Source organism: Polaromonas sp. P1_F1, from assembly GCF_056405795.1.
Window position 1 is genome coordinate 117,441 of the sequence record NZ_JBFUBJ010000002.1, and the last position, 16,643, is coordinate 134,083.

The 16,643-nt window shown below is 64.5% G+C and carries 11 protein-coding genes and 1 riboswitch; of the genes, 3 read left to right on the plus strand and 8 right to left on the minus strand.

Annotated features, from left to right (window positions below; translation table 11 throughout):
* Positions 1-61: 61 nt before the first annotated feature.
* Together glyA and AC1DZE_RS06750 are read right to left on the minus strand one after the other, a co-directional pair.
* The gene (gene glyA / locus AC1DZE_RS06745) at positions 62-1,306 is read right to left on the minus strand and encodes a serine hydroxymethyltransferase (RefSeq protein WP_477674224.1); all 1,245 of its coding nucleotides are present in this window, start codon (positions 1,304-1,306) and stop codon (positions 62-64) included.
* A gap of 36 nt (positions 1,307-1,342) precedes the next feature.
* A riboswitch (ZMP/ZTP riboswitch) is annotated at positions 1,343-1,472 on the minus strand.
* Between the two features lie 138 nt (positions 1,473-1,610).
* Complete coding sequence (locus AC1DZE_RS06750; protein ID WP_477668977.1) at positions 1,611-2,495, minus strand: lytic transglycosylase domain-containing protein; 885 nt, start codon at positions 2,493-2,495, stop codon at positions 1,611-1,613.
* A 788-nt stretch (positions 2,496-3,283) separates the two neighbouring features.
* Here AC1DZE_RS06750 and AC1DZE_RS06755 point away from each other — a divergent pair.
* The 3 genes from AC1DZE_RS06755 to trhA all read left to right on the plus strand — a co-directional run bounded on the left by AC1DZE_RS06755 (position 3,284) and on the right by trhA (position 11,279).
* Positions 3,284-7,477 carry a DUF748 domain-containing protein gene (locus AC1DZE_RS06755; protein ID WP_477699902.1) on the plus strand — a complete coding sequence of 1,398 codons (4,194 nt, stop codon included), beginning with the start codon at positions 3,284-3,286 and terminating at the stop codon, positions 7,475-7,477.
* Between the two features lie 185 nt (positions 7,478-7,662).
* A complete protein-coding gene (locus AC1DZE_RS06760) occupies positions 7,663-10,512 on the plus strand; it encodes a DUF349 domain-containing protein (protein ID WP_477699903.1) in 2,850 nt (949 codons plus the stop codon).
* Positions 10,509-11,279 carry a PAQR family membrane homeostasis protein TrhA gene (gene trhA, locus AC1DZE_RS06765; protein WP_477672131.1) on the plus strand — a complete coding sequence of 257 codons (771 nt, stop codon included), beginning with the start codon at positions 10,509-10,511 and terminating at the stop codon, positions 11,277-11,279. Before AC1DZE_RS06760 ends, trhA begins: the two co-directional genes overlap by 4 nt.
* A gap of 108 nt (positions 11,280-11,387) precedes the next feature.
* Here trhA and AC1DZE_RS06770 read toward each other — a convergent pair whose 3' ends face one another.
* The 6 genes from AC1DZE_RS06770 to AC1DZE_RS06795 form a co-directional block, all read right to left on the minus strand.
* Positions 11,388-12,560: an ankyrin repeat domain-containing protein gene (locus AC1DZE_RS06770; RefSeq protein ID WP_477672132.1), complete on the minus strand. Its 1,173-nt coding sequence runs from the start codon at positions 12,558-12,560 to the stop codon at positions 11,388-11,390.
* Positions 12,557-13,153, minus strand: a complete 597-nt coding sequence (locus tag AC1DZE_RS06775; protein WP_477668982.1) for a sigma-70 family RNA polymerase sigma factor — start codon at positions 13,151-13,153, stop codon at positions 12,557-12,559. Before AC1DZE_RS06775 ends, AC1DZE_RS06770 begins: the two co-directional genes overlap by 4 nt.
* Before the next feature lie 164 nt (positions 13,154-13,317).
* Positions 13,318-14,265: a hypothetical protein gene (locus AC1DZE_RS06780; RefSeq protein WP_477699904.1), complete on the minus strand. Its 948-nt coding sequence runs from the start codon at positions 14,263-14,265 to the stop codon at positions 13,318-13,320.
* 204 nt (positions 14,266-14,469) lie between these two features.
* Positions 14,470-15,237, minus strand: a complete 768-nt coding sequence (locus AC1DZE_RS06785; protein ID WP_477668983.1) for a M90 family metallopeptidase — start codon at positions 15,235-15,237, stop codon at positions 14,470-14,472.
* Between the two features lie 37 nt (positions 15,238-15,274).
* Positions 15,275-16,051 (minus strand): UDP-2,3-diacylglucosamine diphosphatase, encoded by a 777-nt coding sequence (locus AC1DZE_RS06790; protein WP_477672136.1) that lies wholly within the window; start codon positions 16,049-16,051, stop codon positions 15,275-15,277.
* A gap of 63 nt (positions 16,052-16,114) precedes the next feature.
* A complete protein-coding gene (locus tag AC1DZE_RS06795) occupies positions 16,115-16,624 on the minus strand; it encodes a peptidylprolyl isomerase (RefSeq protein WP_477668984.1) in 510 nt (169 codons plus the stop codon).
* Positions 16,625-16,643 lie beyond the last annotated feature (19 nt).

Consider the following 16,643-nt stretch of genomic DNA (forward strand, 5'->3'; position numbering starts at 1 on the left):
GCCCAATCAGGACATGCGCGGGCAGCTATCAAAATCATAGTGTCCGCACTGTCCGTCATGATCAGCGGTAGACCGGGAAGCGGCTGGTCAGGGCGTGGACCTTGGCACGGACCGCTTCGATGTTGGCCGCGTCGCGCGGGTTGTCGAGCACGTCGGCGATCAGGTTGGCCGTGGCGCGGGCTTCTTCGTCCTTGAAGCCGCGGGTCGTCATGGCCGGGGTGCCGATGCGCACGCCGCTGGTGACCATCGGTTTTTCGGGGTCGTTCGGGATGGCGTTCTTGTTGATCGTCATGTGGGCGCTGCCCAGCACGGCTTCGGCTTCCTTGCCGGTGATGCCCTTGGCGCGCAGGTCGACCAGCATGACGTGGCTCTCGGTGCGGCCGCTGACGATGCGCAGGCCGCGCTGGGTCAGGGTGTCGGCCACGATCTGCGCGTTCTTCACGACCTGCTGCTGGTAAGCCTTGAACTCGGGCGCCATGGCTTCCTTGAAGGCCACGGCCTTGGCGGCAATCACATGCATCAGCGGGCCGCCCTGCAGGCCGGGGAAGATGGCGCTGTTGATGGCTTTTTCGTGTTCGGCCTTCATCAGGATGATGCCGCCACGCGGGCCGCGCAGGCTCTTGTGTGTGGTCGACGTGACGATGTCGGCGTGCGGCACCGGGTTGGGGTACACGCCCGCAGCCACCAGGCCGGCGTAGTGGGCGATGTCGACCATGAAGATCGCGCCAACGGCCTTGGCCACCTTGGCGAAACGCTCGAAATCGATGCGCAGGCTGTAGGCCGAGGCGCCGGCGATGATCAGCTTGGGTTTGGCCTCGTGGGCCTTGCGCTCCATCGCGTCGTAGTCAATCTCTTCCTTGTCATTGAGGCCGTAGGAGACGACGTTGAACCACTTGCCGCTCATATTCAGGGCCATGCCGTGCGTCAGGTGGCCGCCTTCGGCCAGGCTCATGCCCATGATGGTGTCGCCGGGCTTGAGGAAAGCCAGGAACACGGCCTCGTTGGCCGATGCGCCGCAATGCGGCTGCACGTTGGCGGCCTCGGCACCGAAGATGGTTTTGATGCGGTCGATGGCGAGCTGCTCGGCCACGTCGACGTGTTCGCAGCCGCCGTAGTAGCGGCGGCCGGGGTAGCCTTCAGCGTATTTGTTGGTGAGCTGCGAGCCCTGCGCGGCCATGACGGCGGGCGAGGCGTAGTTTTCGCTGGCAATCAGCTCGATGTGGTGTTCTTGCCGGGCATTTTCAGCCTGGATGGCGGCGAAGATTTCAGGGTCGGTTTGTTCAACCAGGATGTTGCGGTGGTACATGGCAGTCCTTAAAGACGTGGTCCCTGCTATTGAAACAAGGGCTGCCCAGGCGAACGGCTGAACGCTTCGGCCCAACGGCTTTCAGCGGTGCGCTTCCCAGTGGTGTCCCACGTCAGCTCCAATGGTTGCGAAAACCTTGAGCCTATCGCCAGTCGCGCACCTCGCTAGTGTAACTGAGCGCGCCCAAAACCTGCCGCTTCCGGGCTTCTTCACCTGCACCCCGAAAAGCAAAAAGCCGGAGCGCTGTAGGCGGCCCGGCTTTTTTTGCAGTGCATGGGGTGAAAAGACCCCCAAGTCGCCCGAATCAGGACTGGTTCAGCAACGCCACCTTGTCAGGCGTCTTGCCTTCAGCTTCGGGCGTGGCCGGCAGGGAGGCCGGCACCGGGCGCGACGAGCCACCGGGTGTGGTGAAGAAAGGCGAGGGCGCACCGCGCTTGGAGGCAGACGCCACCACGGCCAGCAGGCGGGCATGTTCGCCCATCACCTTGCCGGCGTAACCGCCGTCGTCGTCCATGTTGGCTGCGCCTACATAGTATTTGAGGCCGCCCTCGACAGAGCCGGCGCGGGCGATGCATTCCTGCAGCACCTTGACGCCGACGCGCAGGTTGGTCACCGGGTCAAACGCCGCCAGCTTGCCGCCGAAGTTGTCGTACTTGTCGTGGTGCACCTTGGTCATGACTTGCATCAGGCCCTGGGCGCCGACCGGGCTTTGCGCGAACGGGTTGAAGCCGGACTCGATCGCCATGATGGCCAGGATCAGGGTGGGGTCGAGCTTGGCTTTCTGGCCGATCTCGAAGGCCTCGGCCACCAGCACGCTCAGCGGCTCGGGCGCGACGCCGTACTTCTTGCTCAGCCAGTAAGCCACCGCCGCCTGTTGGGCGGGCAGGTCTTTCGGGTTGGACGCCGTGGCGCGCTCAATGGCGGCCGGCTCGGTAAAACCGATGGCGGCTTCCTGGCGCTGCTGCAGCCAGGTCATGAGCTTGAATTCACCGGCCTGACGCAAGTCGGGCCGGGCAGTCAGGGTGATCACCGCAAACACGACTGCCAGGCCCAGAAGGGCGAAGCTGTTGTGGGTAATCTCGAAAAAGCCTTGGGAGATGTCGTCAACAATGTTTGAAACACTGCTTCGCACATTCTTGATGTGTGCGTTGACATTCAGGTTAAGGCCGAATTGTCCTAGCGCTGTCATAGCACTCCTTTCTACGCTTGCAGGCCCTTTGGGGGGCCAGGCAGGCTTTGATTGGGTCGCCATCAAACCAAGGCAAGCCTTGTGGGTGTTGACCCTTGTTTGACGTTGCCGGCTTCTTTGAGGAATAGGGCAGCGGGTTCGGGTTGTCCCTAGGATTCGTGGGACTGGCGGGATTCTATGGGGTTGGTTAATAACCTGTCAATAATAACAAATTGATTCTTTATATTAAAAAGTCAAATAAAAACCTTGATTTCCGGCAAAACCGGCCTGAATCAAGGTGTTTACGGGCTTTATTTGAGATGGAGCTCTAAGTTAAGTTTTGCCTCTAAAAAGCGCGATCAGCCTTTCGCGGCTGCGGTTGTAGGCCGTTTTCCATGTTGCATGTAGTCGCCGGATCGGCACCTGAGGCCGGCGCGGGTGGCCCCGGAGCACACAAAAAGGCAGCGGCAATCACATCCTGCGCTGTGATTGAAAAGATGGTCTTGCTTGCGGGACGGCAGGGGTTTAACCTGCAATTGCGTGTTCATTCACGCATCCAACCGGGTAACCAACCCCGGAAAATCTGGAAGCAATCACTTGCTTTCATCGCACTGGAGACGATAACTCTCTTCTTTGCGGAACCCCGACGGCATGAGCATAAACGCCCGCCGTCAACCCCGGTCGGCCTCGCTGCCCGGGGTTTTTTCTTTTGGGGGCGCGCTTTTCACAGGCCTCAATGCCCTTCGGTTGACCGTCTTTTTCAAATAAATCATTGACCTGGCGGCCCCGGCGCTAAAAACTCGACGCCTATGGCAATCAAAGATTTGAAGAACAAATGGCAGGAATTCAACTGGCGCGAGACCAATTGGCGGGAAATCGGAAAAACACTGCCGGCCAGGGCTGCCGCCGTGGGCCGGTCGCCGCTCTGGCAGCGGCGCGCGGCTTGGGCGGTGGGCAGTTTGCTGGTGTTGTGGGCGCTGGCTTATGCGGCCGTGCCGCCCATCCTCAAATCCCAACTGGAGAACATCGCTTCTGAAAAGCTGGGCCGCCAGGTCACCGTGGGCGAGGTCGACTTCAAGCCCTGGTCGCTCGAACTGACTCTTCGCGACCTGGCCATTGCCCGTGCCGGCCCGGTGGGTGGCGTTTCGGCAGCTTCTCCCCAGGCAACACCCCAGTTTTCCGTCAAGCGCCTATATATAGATGCAGAGCTGGAGTCCCTGCTTCGCCTCGCCCCAGTGGCCGACGCTGTTCAGGTGGACGAACCCCTCGCGTTTCTTACCCATCAAGGTGACGGCCGTTACGACATCGACGACATCCTGGAGCGCTTCAAAACACCCGCAGATGCCCCCGCCGGCGACCCGCCGCGGTTCGCGGTCTACAACATCGTCGTCAGCGGCGGGCGCATGGACTTCACCGACCAGTCCGTCGGCAAGACCCATGAACTGCGGGAGCTGGGCCTGTCGGTTCCGTTCCTGAGCAACCTCAAATCCCAACGTGAAGTCAAAACCTCGCCGCACCTGGCCTTCAGGCTCAACGGCAGCAGCTTTGACACCGCTGCCGAAGGCACACCCTTTGCCCAGACCCACAAAACCGACGCCACCCTCACGCTGCGTGGTTTCGACCTGAACCCTTACCTGGCGTACTGGCCTGCGAGCCTGCCCGTCAGGCTGCAAAGCGCGGTACTGCATGCCGACGCCAAAGTCGCGTTTGAGCAGACACCCGCCACGGTGGTGCGGATTTCCGGAACCGTGACGGCGGAAAAGGTTCGTGTGCTGACAGCACAAACGGCCGGGCAAGCACCTGCTGCTGCGCCGGCGCGGGCTGCAAAACCCGGTGCATCCGGCAAGCGCGCTGCGGACGGCGAAGCCCAGCTGCCAGCCCGCGCCGACTTGCTGGCCTTTGAGCGCCTGCAGATCACGATGGACGACGTGCGCCCGCTGGAGCAGTTCATCAAACTGTCTGCGGTGGAACTCACAGCGCCCACGCTGTCGCTCGCCCGGGACCGGGCAGGGCGGCTGAATCTGCTGCCGCCTGGTGCGGCGGATGCTACCAAAAAAGGAGCTGCCGGCGCACAGCCAGAAAGGGCTGCAGGCCAAAACTCTTCCGATATTCAAGCCCAGACACCTGTCGGTGCGGCTTCGGCTGGCGCCCCGGCGTCTGCACCTTCAACTAAAACCACGCCTTCACCCGCACCCTGGAAAGTGCAGATCGCCCGCGTGGCGGTGCGCGCCGGGCGAGTGAACTGGCTGGATGAAACGCTGGCTTCACCCGCCGACATTCACCTCGCCGGACTGACGCTCGATGCCTCCGGCATCGCCATGCCTTTTGCGGCTAACGCGCCCCTGCGGTTCAATGGTTCGCTCGGATTGGAGCCGCCGGCACCCGCGCCGGCAAAAACCGGCGCCAAACAACCGGCCAAAACACCGGCCTCATCCGCGGCATCCACTGCGCAAGCGCTTGCAACACCGGCGCTGCTCACCTTTAGCGGCACAGCCACCGACCAGGCCGCTCAGGCCACGGCCACCGTCGCGGCCTGGCCCTTGGGCATGGCCGCCAAATACGTCGGCCAATTCCTGCTGCCGGCATTGAACGGGCAGCTCGACGCTCAGCTCGGCGTGAACTGGCAGGCGCCCAGCGGTGACAAGCCGCAGCAGTTGCAGGTCACCGCCCCGCAACTGACTGTCAGTGACATCCTGCTGGCGCAGGGCAAGGTGTCGCTGGTGTCCGTCAAGCGTGTCGAACTCGGGAAGGTTGACATCGACGTGACAGGCCAGTCCTTCAAGGCCGCCAAAATGCAGCTGGACCAGCCCAGGGCCAAAGTCGACCGCGACACCGACAAACGCTGGATGTACCAGCGCTGGATGGCGAGTCCGGGCACCGCAACGCCGGCGCCGCCCCCTACCGACGCGGCAACACGCGCGGCGGCGCCTTCATGGGCCGTCGCCATTGCCGATGTGCAGCTGGACGGCGGCGCCATGTCGTTTTCCGACCAGTCGGGCAGCAAGCCGGTGGTATTTGAGGTGAGCGCGGCCAAAGCCCAGCTGGGCGGACTGGTGCTGGACGACAGGCCGGACGCCAAGGCGCAAGCCGCCAAACCCATGCCGCTGACCGCCTCGCTGCGCCTGGCCACCGGCCGGTTTGAACCCGGCAAGGTCGATTTCAACGGCAATCTCGGCTTGAGTCCGGTTCAGGCGCAGGGCCGGCTGGTGGTCGACAGGCTGCCGGTGCAGGCATTTGAGCCCTACCTTGCCGATATGCTCAACATCGAACTGCTGCGCGCAGATGCCAGCTTCAAGGGGCGCGTGTCTTACCGGCAGACACCGGCCGGCCCGCAGGCGCAGGTGGCCGGTGATGTGTCGCTGGAAGAGTTCCGGGCCAACACGCTGGCGCCCAGCGAAGACCTGCTGGCCTGGAAGGCCCTGAACCTGCGCGGCCTGAATGTGGCGCTGGACCCAGCCAAGGCGACCCGGGTGGATGTGCGGGAAACCGTGCTCACCGACTTCTTTGCGCGCGTGATCATCCTGCCCGATGGCCGCATCAATTTGCAGAACCTGGTGAAGCCCGGCAAGGACGCCGTGGCCGCCAGCGCAAGTGCGGCAGGCGGAACGGCGACCCTGGCCCTTTCGCCATCATCGGCGCCATCTTCACCGCAAGCTTCATCTGCTACTGAAACGATAGCTTCCGGCGCACAACCATTGCGGTCCAGTGGCCCTAAAGGCTCAAAATTCGTGTCCGCAGCACCGGTCAGCCCAACGGCCCCCGCCGCGGCGGCTGGCGGCTCCCCGCCGCCCATCGTCAACTTCGGCCCGATCAGCCTGATCAACGGCAAGGTGCTGTTCTCAGACCGCTTCGTCAAGCCCAATTATTCGGCCGACCTCAGCGACCTGACCGGCAAGCTCAGTGCTTTTTCATCGGTGGCGCCCACCGTGCCGGGTACCACGGCCACCGTGCCCAACATGGCCGACCTCGAGCTGCGCGGGCGCGCCGAAAGCACGGCTTCGCTGGAAATCCTGGGCAAGCTCAACCCGCTGGCCAAGCCGCTGGCGCTCGACATCAAGGGCAAGGTGCGCGACCTTGAGCTGCCGCCGCTGTCGCCGTATTCGGTCAAGTACTCGGGCTATGGCATCAACCGCGGCAAGCTCAGTGTGGACGTGGGTTATGTGGTGCAACCCGACGGGCGGCTCACCGCCACCAACAAGGTCATCCTGAACCAGCTCAGTTTTGGCGACAAGGTGGAAGGTTCCACCGCCAGCCTGCCGGTCAAGCTGGCGGTGGCGCTGCTGGCCGACCGCAACGGCGTGATCGACATCGACCTGCCCATCAGTGGTTCGCTCAATGACCCGCAGTTCAGCCTCGGGCCCATCATCGTCAAGGTCATCCTCAACGTGATTGTGAAAGCCATCACCGCACCCTTCAGCTTGCTGGCCAATGCGCTGGGCGGCGGCGGGGAAGAGCTCAGCACCGTGGGGTTTGCCGCCGGCAGCGCCGAGCTGGGCCCGGAGGCCAAAGCCGGCCTCGACAAAGTGGCCAAGGCACTGGCCGACCGGCCATCGCTGCGGCTCACCGTGGTGGGCACCAGCAGTGTCGACGCCGAGCGCGACGGTTTCAAACGCGAGCGGCTCGACGCCCTGGTGCGCGCTGAAAAGCGCCGCGCCACGGCCAAAGAGGGCGGCACCGCGACGGCGGCAGTCAGCATCAGCCCGGCCGAATATCCGGCCTTGCTCAAGGAAGTCTATAAACGCGCCGACATGCCCAAGCCGCGCAACCTGGTCGGCCTGGCCAAAGACCTGCCCGTGCCCGAGATGGAAAAGCTGCTGCTGGCCGACATCAAGGTGAATGACGACGCCATGCGCGAGCTCGCCGTGCAGCGCGGCGTGGCGGTGAAAGACTACCTGGCTTCGCGCGATTTACCGCCTGAAAGGCTCTTTCTGGGGGCCGCCAAATCCGTGCCGCCGGAGGCCAAATGGACACCCCGCGCGGAGCTGAATTTGGCGATGCCGTAAAAACAGCGAAAATAGCGTCAGTGCTTTATTGATAAAGCTTTTATGGGGCCTTTGGGCCTGGGCGCGCAACACGGGTTGCGGCGCCGGCCCCCCATCCAATCCAACACCCGCTGCCGCCCGCAAAGTCCTCCATTCCCCGGGGAGCCTTGCGGCTGGTGGCACTTATTTTTTGACCTTGCGCTCCCATGTTTAAATCTTCCAAACCTGAAACCCCCGCCGTGAAAACGCCTACCACCAAGCAGGCTGAAGCCCATCCGCTGGACGGCCTGACCGGCGGCGCTTTCTCTGCGCCCACATCCGGTGAACGCACGGCGCGCATCCGCACCTGGCTGGCCACCGAGCCCACCGCCGAGCAGATGGCCGAGGTCTACAAAGACCTGGCCAACCGCGACAAGGGCGCCGCCAAGCCGCTGAAAGAAAAGCTCGACGAACTCAAGCGCAGCAAAGGCCAGGAAGCCGTGGCCGCCGAGTGGGCCGAAAAAGCCCAGGCGCTGCTGGCTGTGCCCAAGCTCAACCTGGCCGACGCCCTGGCCTGGCAGCGTGATGCTGCCAAGGCCGGCGCGCCGCTGTCCAAAGAGCCGCTGGCCGGCCTGAAGGTCCAGCTGGCCGACCGCGTCAAGACGATTGAAGACCTGCAGCACCGCACCCAGGTGCAGCGCGAAGCCGCCGTGCTGCTGGCCCAGCGTACCGAAGTGCTGTCGCTCAAGCCCTGGCGCGACGCTGAAGCGGCGCTGGAGTCCTTGCGCGGCGACGTCACGCATTGGCAGTCGCAAGCCGATGACATCACACACGACGCCAACTGGGCCAGTGTGGACACCAAATTCCCTCCGCTGCTCGACGCATCGCGCGCGCAGTTGCTGGCCGTGTGGGAAGCCTTCCAGGGCGCCCTTGCGCAGGCCCAGAAGGCTGCTGAAGACACTGCCGCACCGCTGCCGGCTGTGCCGGTGTGGGCCGACGAACTGCGCGCCGCACGCGGCCTGCCGCCTGCAGCGGGTGAGCAGCCCGCACGCGCGCCCAAGGCCAAGATCGACCCGGCCGTGCTGAAAGACATGCGCGAAAAATCTTCTGCCATCGTCCAGGAAGCGCTGGCACGGCTTGAGCACGAAGTCACCGAAGGCCATGGCAAGTCCACCCCCAAGGTGGCGGCCGACCTGCGTCATGCGCTCAAGGAACATATTCGCAACATCGACAGCAAGCTCGAAGCCGCTGCGCACGCCGCACTCACTGCGGCAGGTGAACTCGAAGGCTGGCAGCGCTGGCGCGCCGACCAGATCCGCGAAGAACTCGTCGTGAAAGCCGAGGCCCTGGTGGCCAAGCCGCTGGGCGGACGCAAGCAACAGGAAGCCCTGCGCGCCATGCGCGAGCAGTGGAAGACCAGCGACCAGGGCGGCACGCCCAACCATGCGCTGTGGAAGCGTTTTGACGATGCCTGCAACGAAGCGCATAAGGTTGTTGAGGCTTGGCTGGAGAAGGTCAAGGAACAAAGCGAAACCGTCAAGGCCGAGCGCAAGCTGCTGATTGATGAAGTGCTGGCGTGGGCCGAAGCCAACAAGGGCAACACCGACTGGAAGCACCACATCCGCAGCCTCAATGGCTTTGTCGAAAAATGGCGCGAAGCAGGTCATCTGGGTGAAAAGGCTTTTGCCGAAATCCAGCCGCAGTGGAAAGCCGCGATGGATGCCGCAGACGCTCCGCTGACCGCTGCGCGCCACGACAGCATTGCACGCCGCAAGGCCATGATTGAAGAAGCCAATGTGCTGGGCGCCGAGCCGATGTTGCGCATCGACGCCGTCAAGTCGCTGCAACAGCGCTGGCAGCATGAAGCGCAAGGCGTGCCGATCGAGCGCAAGCAAGAGCAGAAGATGTGGGACGCCTTCCGCAAACCCATCGACGACGCCTTCCAGCGCAAGACCGCCGAACGCGAAAAAGCCGCCGCGGCGCTGGGCGAATACGACCGCATGGTGCTGGACGCCTCCAAGGCTGTGGAAGCCGCCACCGCCAGTGGTGACGTGCAGAAAATCCACGCGGCCGCCAAGGCGCTGGAAGCCATCGTGCGCGGACAGGTGCCTGTGCCCGCACCGGCGTCAGCACCTGTTGCCGCCCCGGCAGCGCCATCGGTTGAGGCTGCACTGGCCGACATCAATGCCGCCCCCGTTGCAAAGGAAAATGAGGCTGTAGCGCCCGCGAAGCCAGCGCAAGCAGCTACAGAAAACGTAGCAGATGCACCCGCTGCCACGGAAGCTGCCACCGAGGCAGCGGCCACCGAATTTGCCGAAGCCAGCGAGCCGGCCAGCCCGCCCGCCGAGCCGCCACCTGCACCCAAGCCTGCGCCCAAACCCGTGGTGGCACGGCGCGGCGACGACCGCCCCGGCATGAAGAAGCCCGAGCCCGCAGCGGCAGGACGCGGCGGCAAGTTCGGCGACCGCAAGGATTCGCGCCCAGGCAGCAAGCCCGGCGGCCCGCGCCAGAGCACCGACAACAAGTTTGAGCCTTATCGTGAAGGTCGCGATGACCGCGGCCCGCGCGGTAATGATCGGGGAGACCGCAACGCGCGCCCGGCCTTTGAAGAGCGCGGCCCACGCCTGGGCGATGCGGCCTTCCGTGCCCAGCGCGAAGCCTTTGAGGCCGCCAACCAGGCGCTCAAAAAGCTCGCGATGCAGGCGCATGGCGAAGTGCTGACGCACTTGCTCACCGCCTGGGAAAAGCGCGACCCCACGCAACTGCCGAGCGCGCAGGACCTCGGTAAAGCCGTGGCACCGGCCGTGCGCAACCGCTGGGTGCAGGCCGTCAGCACGCCCTCGGGCAAGGACGCCTCGGAAGCACTGCTGCGCCTGGAGATTGCCGCGGAACTGCCGACACCTGCCGAGCACATCAGTGCGCGCCGCATGCTGCAGTTGCAACTGCTGACCAAACGCAATGCGCCCGCACCGGCCGAGACCTGGGGTGAAGACACCGCCCAGGTGCTGGCCGCCAACTTTGACGCCGGCAACGCCAGGCGTGTGCAGAACGTGCTGAAGGCATTGCTCAAGCGATGACCGATTCGGCAGGCCCTGACGTAGCTGACGCAGTATTGCGGACGCAGCGCAGGGCCGCCCCAAGCAAGTCCAGCCCCCTCGGGGGGCAGCGCATTACACGAAGTGAAAAGCGTGGGGGCCAGGAAGACCGGCAACAGACGCTGGGCGAGGAGATCGCCAACAGCGTGAGCCACGGTGTCGCGCTGCTGGCTGCGCTGGTGTCGGCGCCTTTCCTGGTCATCGCCAGTGCGCGCGACGGTGATGTGCTCGATGTGGCGGCGGTCTGTGTTTTTGCCGCCACCATGGTGGTGCTGTATTTCACCTCGATGCTGTATCACGCCTTGCCCGCCATCCGGGCGATGCGCGCCAAGCGGGTGTTCCAGGTCCTGGACCATGGCGCCATCTACCTGCTGATTGCCGGCACCTACACGCCCTTCACGCTGGGCGTGTTGCGCGGGCCCTGGGGCTGGACGCTGTTCGGCCTGGTCTGGGCCATGGCGCTGGCCGGTGTGGCCGTCAAAGCCTTCGCGGGCGTGCGCTGGCCACGGCTGTCCACCATCCTCTACCTCGCCATGGGATGGATCGCCGTGATCGCCATCAAGCCGATGCTGGAGCTGATTCCAGGCTGGGGGCTTTTCTGGCTGGTGGCCGGCGGGCTTTTTTACACGCTCGGCGTCGGCTTCTTCGCCACCGATTCACGGCTGCGCTACGGCCACTTCGTGTGGCACCTGTTTGTCGCGGCCGGTACCGCCTGCCATGTTGTTGCGGTGCTGTATTACGCCGGCTGAAACTTCCGGTCTGCAACTGCTATTGAATACATAGCTGCTTGCGCCCGCCAGTATTGGGCTGCAAGCCAATTGTCTTTGTAAGTCCGCGGCGCAATGCCGTTCCGGCGCTCAGGAGGCTGCTTCAATCAGGTGGGCGATCCCGTCAAAGCCCAGCCGCCGCGCATGCTGCAGGGCGTTGAGTCCTTCCTGATCCACCAGCGCCGGGTTGGCCCCGGCTGCCAGCAGGCGCTGAACTACGGCGGTGTGGCCTTGCATGACGGCCAGGATGAGCGGCGTGCGGCCTGCCGTATCGGCTGCGTTGACGGGTGCGCCTTGCTGGAGCAGGCGCTCCAGTAGCTCCAGGCGTCCTGCGCGTGCGGCCTCCTGCAAGGCACCTGCCAGGCGGTTGGGCCCGGCACCTGCTTCTGCACGCGGTGCGCGATATTGCAGGGCGCTTTCCTGCTTTTGTTGAGGCGCTACGGCGCGTGCAGCTGGCGCGGCGGGCGCTGCTGCGGCAGGCGCCGCAGGTGTGGGGCGTGCAGCCGGCGCGGCTGCGGCCATATCAGCCTGCGCTGGTGGCGCCGCCAGCGATCCGGCCGCGGCACCGGCCATGCGTGGCACGATCGAGGGCTGCGTGTTTTCCTGGACGGCGGCGGCAGGCGCGGGCGCGGCAACGGGCGCTGGTGCGGGAGGCGGCGCGGCTGGAGGGGCTGCAGCAGCCAGTGCTGGCGCGGCTTCAGCTTCTCTTTGCCGGACAACAGGTTCAGTCACCGGGGGCGAGGCCGCTGCTTTGTCCTGCGCCGCAGGAGCCGGTGATTTCGAAGCCGGCTTCGCAATGTCGGCAGATCGCTTCTTGGCGTCGGCCTCGGTGACGGGTGTTTGCGGTGCCACTGGAGCGGGAGCTGGAACCATCGATGGCGAAGGCGCTGGTGCCGGCGGTGAAGCTGGTGACGATGGCGATGAAGGCGCCGTGGCGCTGGGCTGGCCAAACGCCAGTTCTTTTTCCTCGTCGGTGCCCCGGTCAAATTGCAGCACCAGCAGCCCCGTCAAGCCGGCGAGCGCAAGGCCTGCCAGCGCGGAGATTTTCCAGCGCGACTGGTTGGCTGCCGGGCGCTGCGCTGCATCGGTGTTGGCGACAGCTTGCGGCGCACCGGCCTGCTTGCCGGCTTCGATCACCATCTGCGCGTGGGCGCGCACGGCGTCACGCACATGCGCGCCGGGGCGGCGTGTGTCGTCTGCGCTGGCCTCCCGGTAGCGCTGCAGCAGCTCGTCGCTGTGCGGGCTGTGTTCAGGCTCTGTCATGCAAACTCCTGTAGCTGCTGGCGCAGGCTGTTCCGGGCATAGCGCAGGCGGCTCTTGGCGGTTTCAAAGCTGACGCCGGTTGCGGTGGCGATGTCTTCCACGCTCATGCCGGCTTCGGCTTGCAGCAGGAAGGCTTCGCGCTGTTCCAGCGGTAGCCGTTCCACCGCGGCGATCAGCGCCTCGGCCTGCTCGCTGGACTCCAATCGGCGCACCGGGCCGAAGCCCGAGTCGGCCGCCAGCGTATCGCCAAGGCCCAGGCCTTCTTCATCGTCGCCGCGTCCATCGATGCTGACATGCTGCTTTACCGTGCGGAAGTAATCGACCATCCGGTTGTGCGCCATGGTGAACAGCCACGTTTTGAACTTCGCTGTCACCGTATAGGTGGCGGCGCTGCGTGCCACGGCGAACCAGACATCCTGCAGGAGGTCGTCGGCCACCGCCTGTACCCGCACACTGCGAAACACATAGCGCCACACGCCCAGTTCATGCCGCGCATACAGCGCATCAAAAGCCGCCATGTCGCCGGCCGCATAACGCAGCATCAGCGATTCGTCGCTGTCTTCGTCGTCGGCTGTCGTCGTGGCGCTGGGCATGCGCCAGATTATCACTGCGCGGCGAGCGATCTTCCCCAAGGCAACAGACCGCCGCGTGGGGGTTCTTCATGCAAGCCTGAGCCGCAGGGCCGGCTTTGCCGGACTGCAGGCGGGCGGCCCCCTCGGGGGGCAGGAAGCTACACGAAGTGAGCGACCGTGGGGGCTCAATACCTTGGAGGGTCAGGTACATAAGACGGGTTTCCTGACTGCGGGAACGGATCAGGGATGGGGTTGCGCGCCACGGGTTCGCGGATCACGCCGCTGGCGATCAGGTTCTCGCGGCTGTCGTAGCGGATGCGGATGACCTCGTTGGGCTGTGTTTGCAGGCGCGCGAAGGTGGTCTGTGACACCAGTGAGTTTTCCCGTGCGCCGTGGCCTGTGCCGAGCCTGGCGGCAGGCAGGGGTGTAGACGGCAGCCTTCTAACCCGGTCTTCGGACAAGGCAGAAGCTTCCGCGCTGCCGCTGCCGCTGCCGCTGGCGCTGGCGCTGGCGCTGGCGCTGGCGCGGTCGGCCAGCGCGGATTTTCCGGCGGTGGATGATTCCGCCAAAGGTGCCGGTGAGGCTGATGAAGGCGAAGGGGCGTTTCGAAATCCCAGCGATGCATCGGCTTCGCGTTCCTTACGGCTGGAATAGGCGGGCGTCTGGGCGACCGGCTCGGGAGCCTGCTCCCTGAAGAGCGCCACACCGATCACGCCGACGTTGCCTGGCCTGCCGGTGCGGCCGGCGTACGAATCCCCGAGTGCGGAAAATTCAAATGCTGCGATCTCACTGCTGCTTTTGCGCCAGCCGGTGACCTGGTACTGCTGCCAGGGCGAAAACACATAGCCGGTCTGGTCCCAGGCGGCGGTTTCGCCGCTCAGCACATTCACGCCGTCGACGGCGGTTACGGCCAGCACCCGTTCACCGAGCTTGTTGCGCACGGCGATGGCGTATTTGGCGCCGTACTGGCCGGCCACCCAGTATTCGCCGCGGTGGTGGTACAGCGGCAGCGTGGCGCCGGTGTTGCGGTCAATCACGGTCACATCGGCCAGCCGGCCGACGGCCTGCGCGGGAAGGGCGGTCATGGTGAGGATGGCCAGCAGGATCGAAGAGGCAAGAAGAGGGGTTTTCACGTGAGCTCCAGAAAGTGGTGGAGCCCATTGAAACGAAGGGGCGAGGGAAACGGGGTTAAGCCGGCCTGAAAAGAACCAAATCGGGCCGGCCGGTTGCTATGTATTTGATAGCTGCTTGCGCTTGACCAGATTGGGCTGAGGGGTGATTTCCCTTGTGGAAATTGTCAACCCGGCGCGCCAGGCGGCCGGAAAGCCGGCCGCGGCTTACTTCGGCATGAAAAACTTGTCGAACAGCACGGTCAGGGGCGCGAAGTCCTGCGTGAAGCGTGTGCGGTTCACAAAATAGGCTTCGCACGCCACGGCAAAAAATTCGGCCGGTGACCTGGCGCCATAACTGTCCAGCCATGGCGGCTCGGCGCCGAAGCGTGTGGCCATGGCGACTTTTTCGCAGAACCCGTCGTAAGCCGGCTGCATGACCGCATGCCACGAGGTGAGGGCACTGCGCGTGGGTAAGGGTGGGCAGCCGTCGGCGGCGCCGTCGCGCATGTCGATCTTGTGGATGAATTCGTGGATTACCACGTTGTGGCCGTGCTCGGCCGACTCGCCCGCGCCGGCCACGTCCTGCCAGCTCAGGGTGACGGGGCCGCCCTGCATGGCTTCGCCCAGCAGTTCTTCGCTGTAGTGGTGCACCACGCCGGCCTGGTCGGTGACCTGGCGGCGCGCCAGCATGGCGCCGGGGTGAACCACGATGCCCTTGAAATCGTCATACCAGCGCAGGCCCAGGTGCAACACCGGCAGGCAGGCCTGTGCGGCAATCGCGACCGCCATTTCATCGGTGACTTTCAGGCCGTGTGCGCCGGTGAATTCCTTTTGCTTCAGGAATTTGTCGGTCAGTGCGTTCAGCTCCTGCAGCTCGGTGACCGGCCGCCGGGCCAGAAAAGGGAACTGCAGCAGGGTGTCCATCCACAGGGTTTCCGGGATGGTTTTGGCAGGGGCTTTGGAGCCGCCAAGTGTTCGTAACCAGTTCAGCATGGGATGAAGGTTGTGGTTAAGCGAAATGAAACAAGGGTCAGCACAGCGCAATCCTTTGCAGCCCGTCTGCGGTCAGGCGCAGCACTTCCGCGCGCGGCGCCGGGGCGCCCAGGTCCCAGTCGCTGAGCACCACGCGCGACAGGCCGCCGCCCAGGTCATGCACGGCAGGCTTGTGCGTGTGGCCATGAATCAGCGTGCGGGAATTGGCCGCCTGCAGCCACTGGCGCGCGGCCTGGGTGTCGACGTCGGCATATTGTGCGCCGGACTTCTTGCGTGCTTCGCTTTGCTCGCGCAGCCCGCGCGCAATCGCCTGGCGTTCGGCCAGCGGCCTGGCCAGGAAGGCGCGCTGCCATTCGGGGCTGCGGACCTGGCTGCGAAAGTTCATGTAGTCGACATCGTCCAGGCACAAGGCGTCACCATGCGACAGCAGCCAGCGCCGCCCGGTGCCGGCGGGAAAAACCAGCACGGTCGGGTCTGCCAGCAAGGTAGCGTTGCACAGGTCCATCAGGGCCTGGCCCACCAGGAAGTCACGGTTGCCGTGCATGAAAAACAGGGCCAGCCGGCCTGCAGCATTGCCCATGGCCTGCACGCAGCGCGCGTCAAAGCCGGCGGCAGGATCGAGCAGGTCGTCGTCCACAGCGTCGTCACCGACCCAGACTTCAAACAGGTCACCCAGGATGAAGACCGCGTCGGCCGGCGTGGTTTCAAGGTAGTGCTGCCAGGCCGCAAAAGTAGCCGGCTCCGAGGCCTGCAAATGCAGGTCGGAAATGAAGTCGACCGTGCGCCACACGGGCGGGGCCGGCAGCTCCGCCATGGGGGGCACGGCCTGGGGGGTGTTCACCGGCTGGATTTCGGCAAGCGCGGCCCGAAAGGGCACTCAGGCCACTGCAACGGCTTTTTGGATGATCACGTCTTCCATCGGAACGTCGTCATGGAAGCCCTTGCGGCCGGTCTTGACGGCCTTGATCTTGTCGACGACATCGGCGCCGGCCACTACCTTGCCGAACACGGCATAACCCCAGCCCGATGCGTTCGGTGCGGTGTGGTTCAGGAAGCCGTTGTCGGCCACGTTGATGAAGAATTGCGAGCTGGCCGAGTGCGGTGCATTGGTACGCGCCATGGCCACGGTGTAGTTGTCGTTCTTCAGGCCGTTGTTGGCTTCGTTCTCGATTTCGCCGTCGGTAGGCTTTTGTTTCATGCCCGGTTCAAAGCCACCGCCCTGCACCATGAAGCCCGGGATCACGCGGTGAAACACTGTGTTGGCGTAATGGCCCTTGTTGACGTAGTTCAGGAAGTTGGCAACGGTCTTGGGTGCCTTGGCGGCGTCGAGCTCCAGCGTGATGACGCCGTATTCGGCGATGTGGAGGTCTACTTTGGGATTGCTCATGATGGTGTCCTGTAGGGCT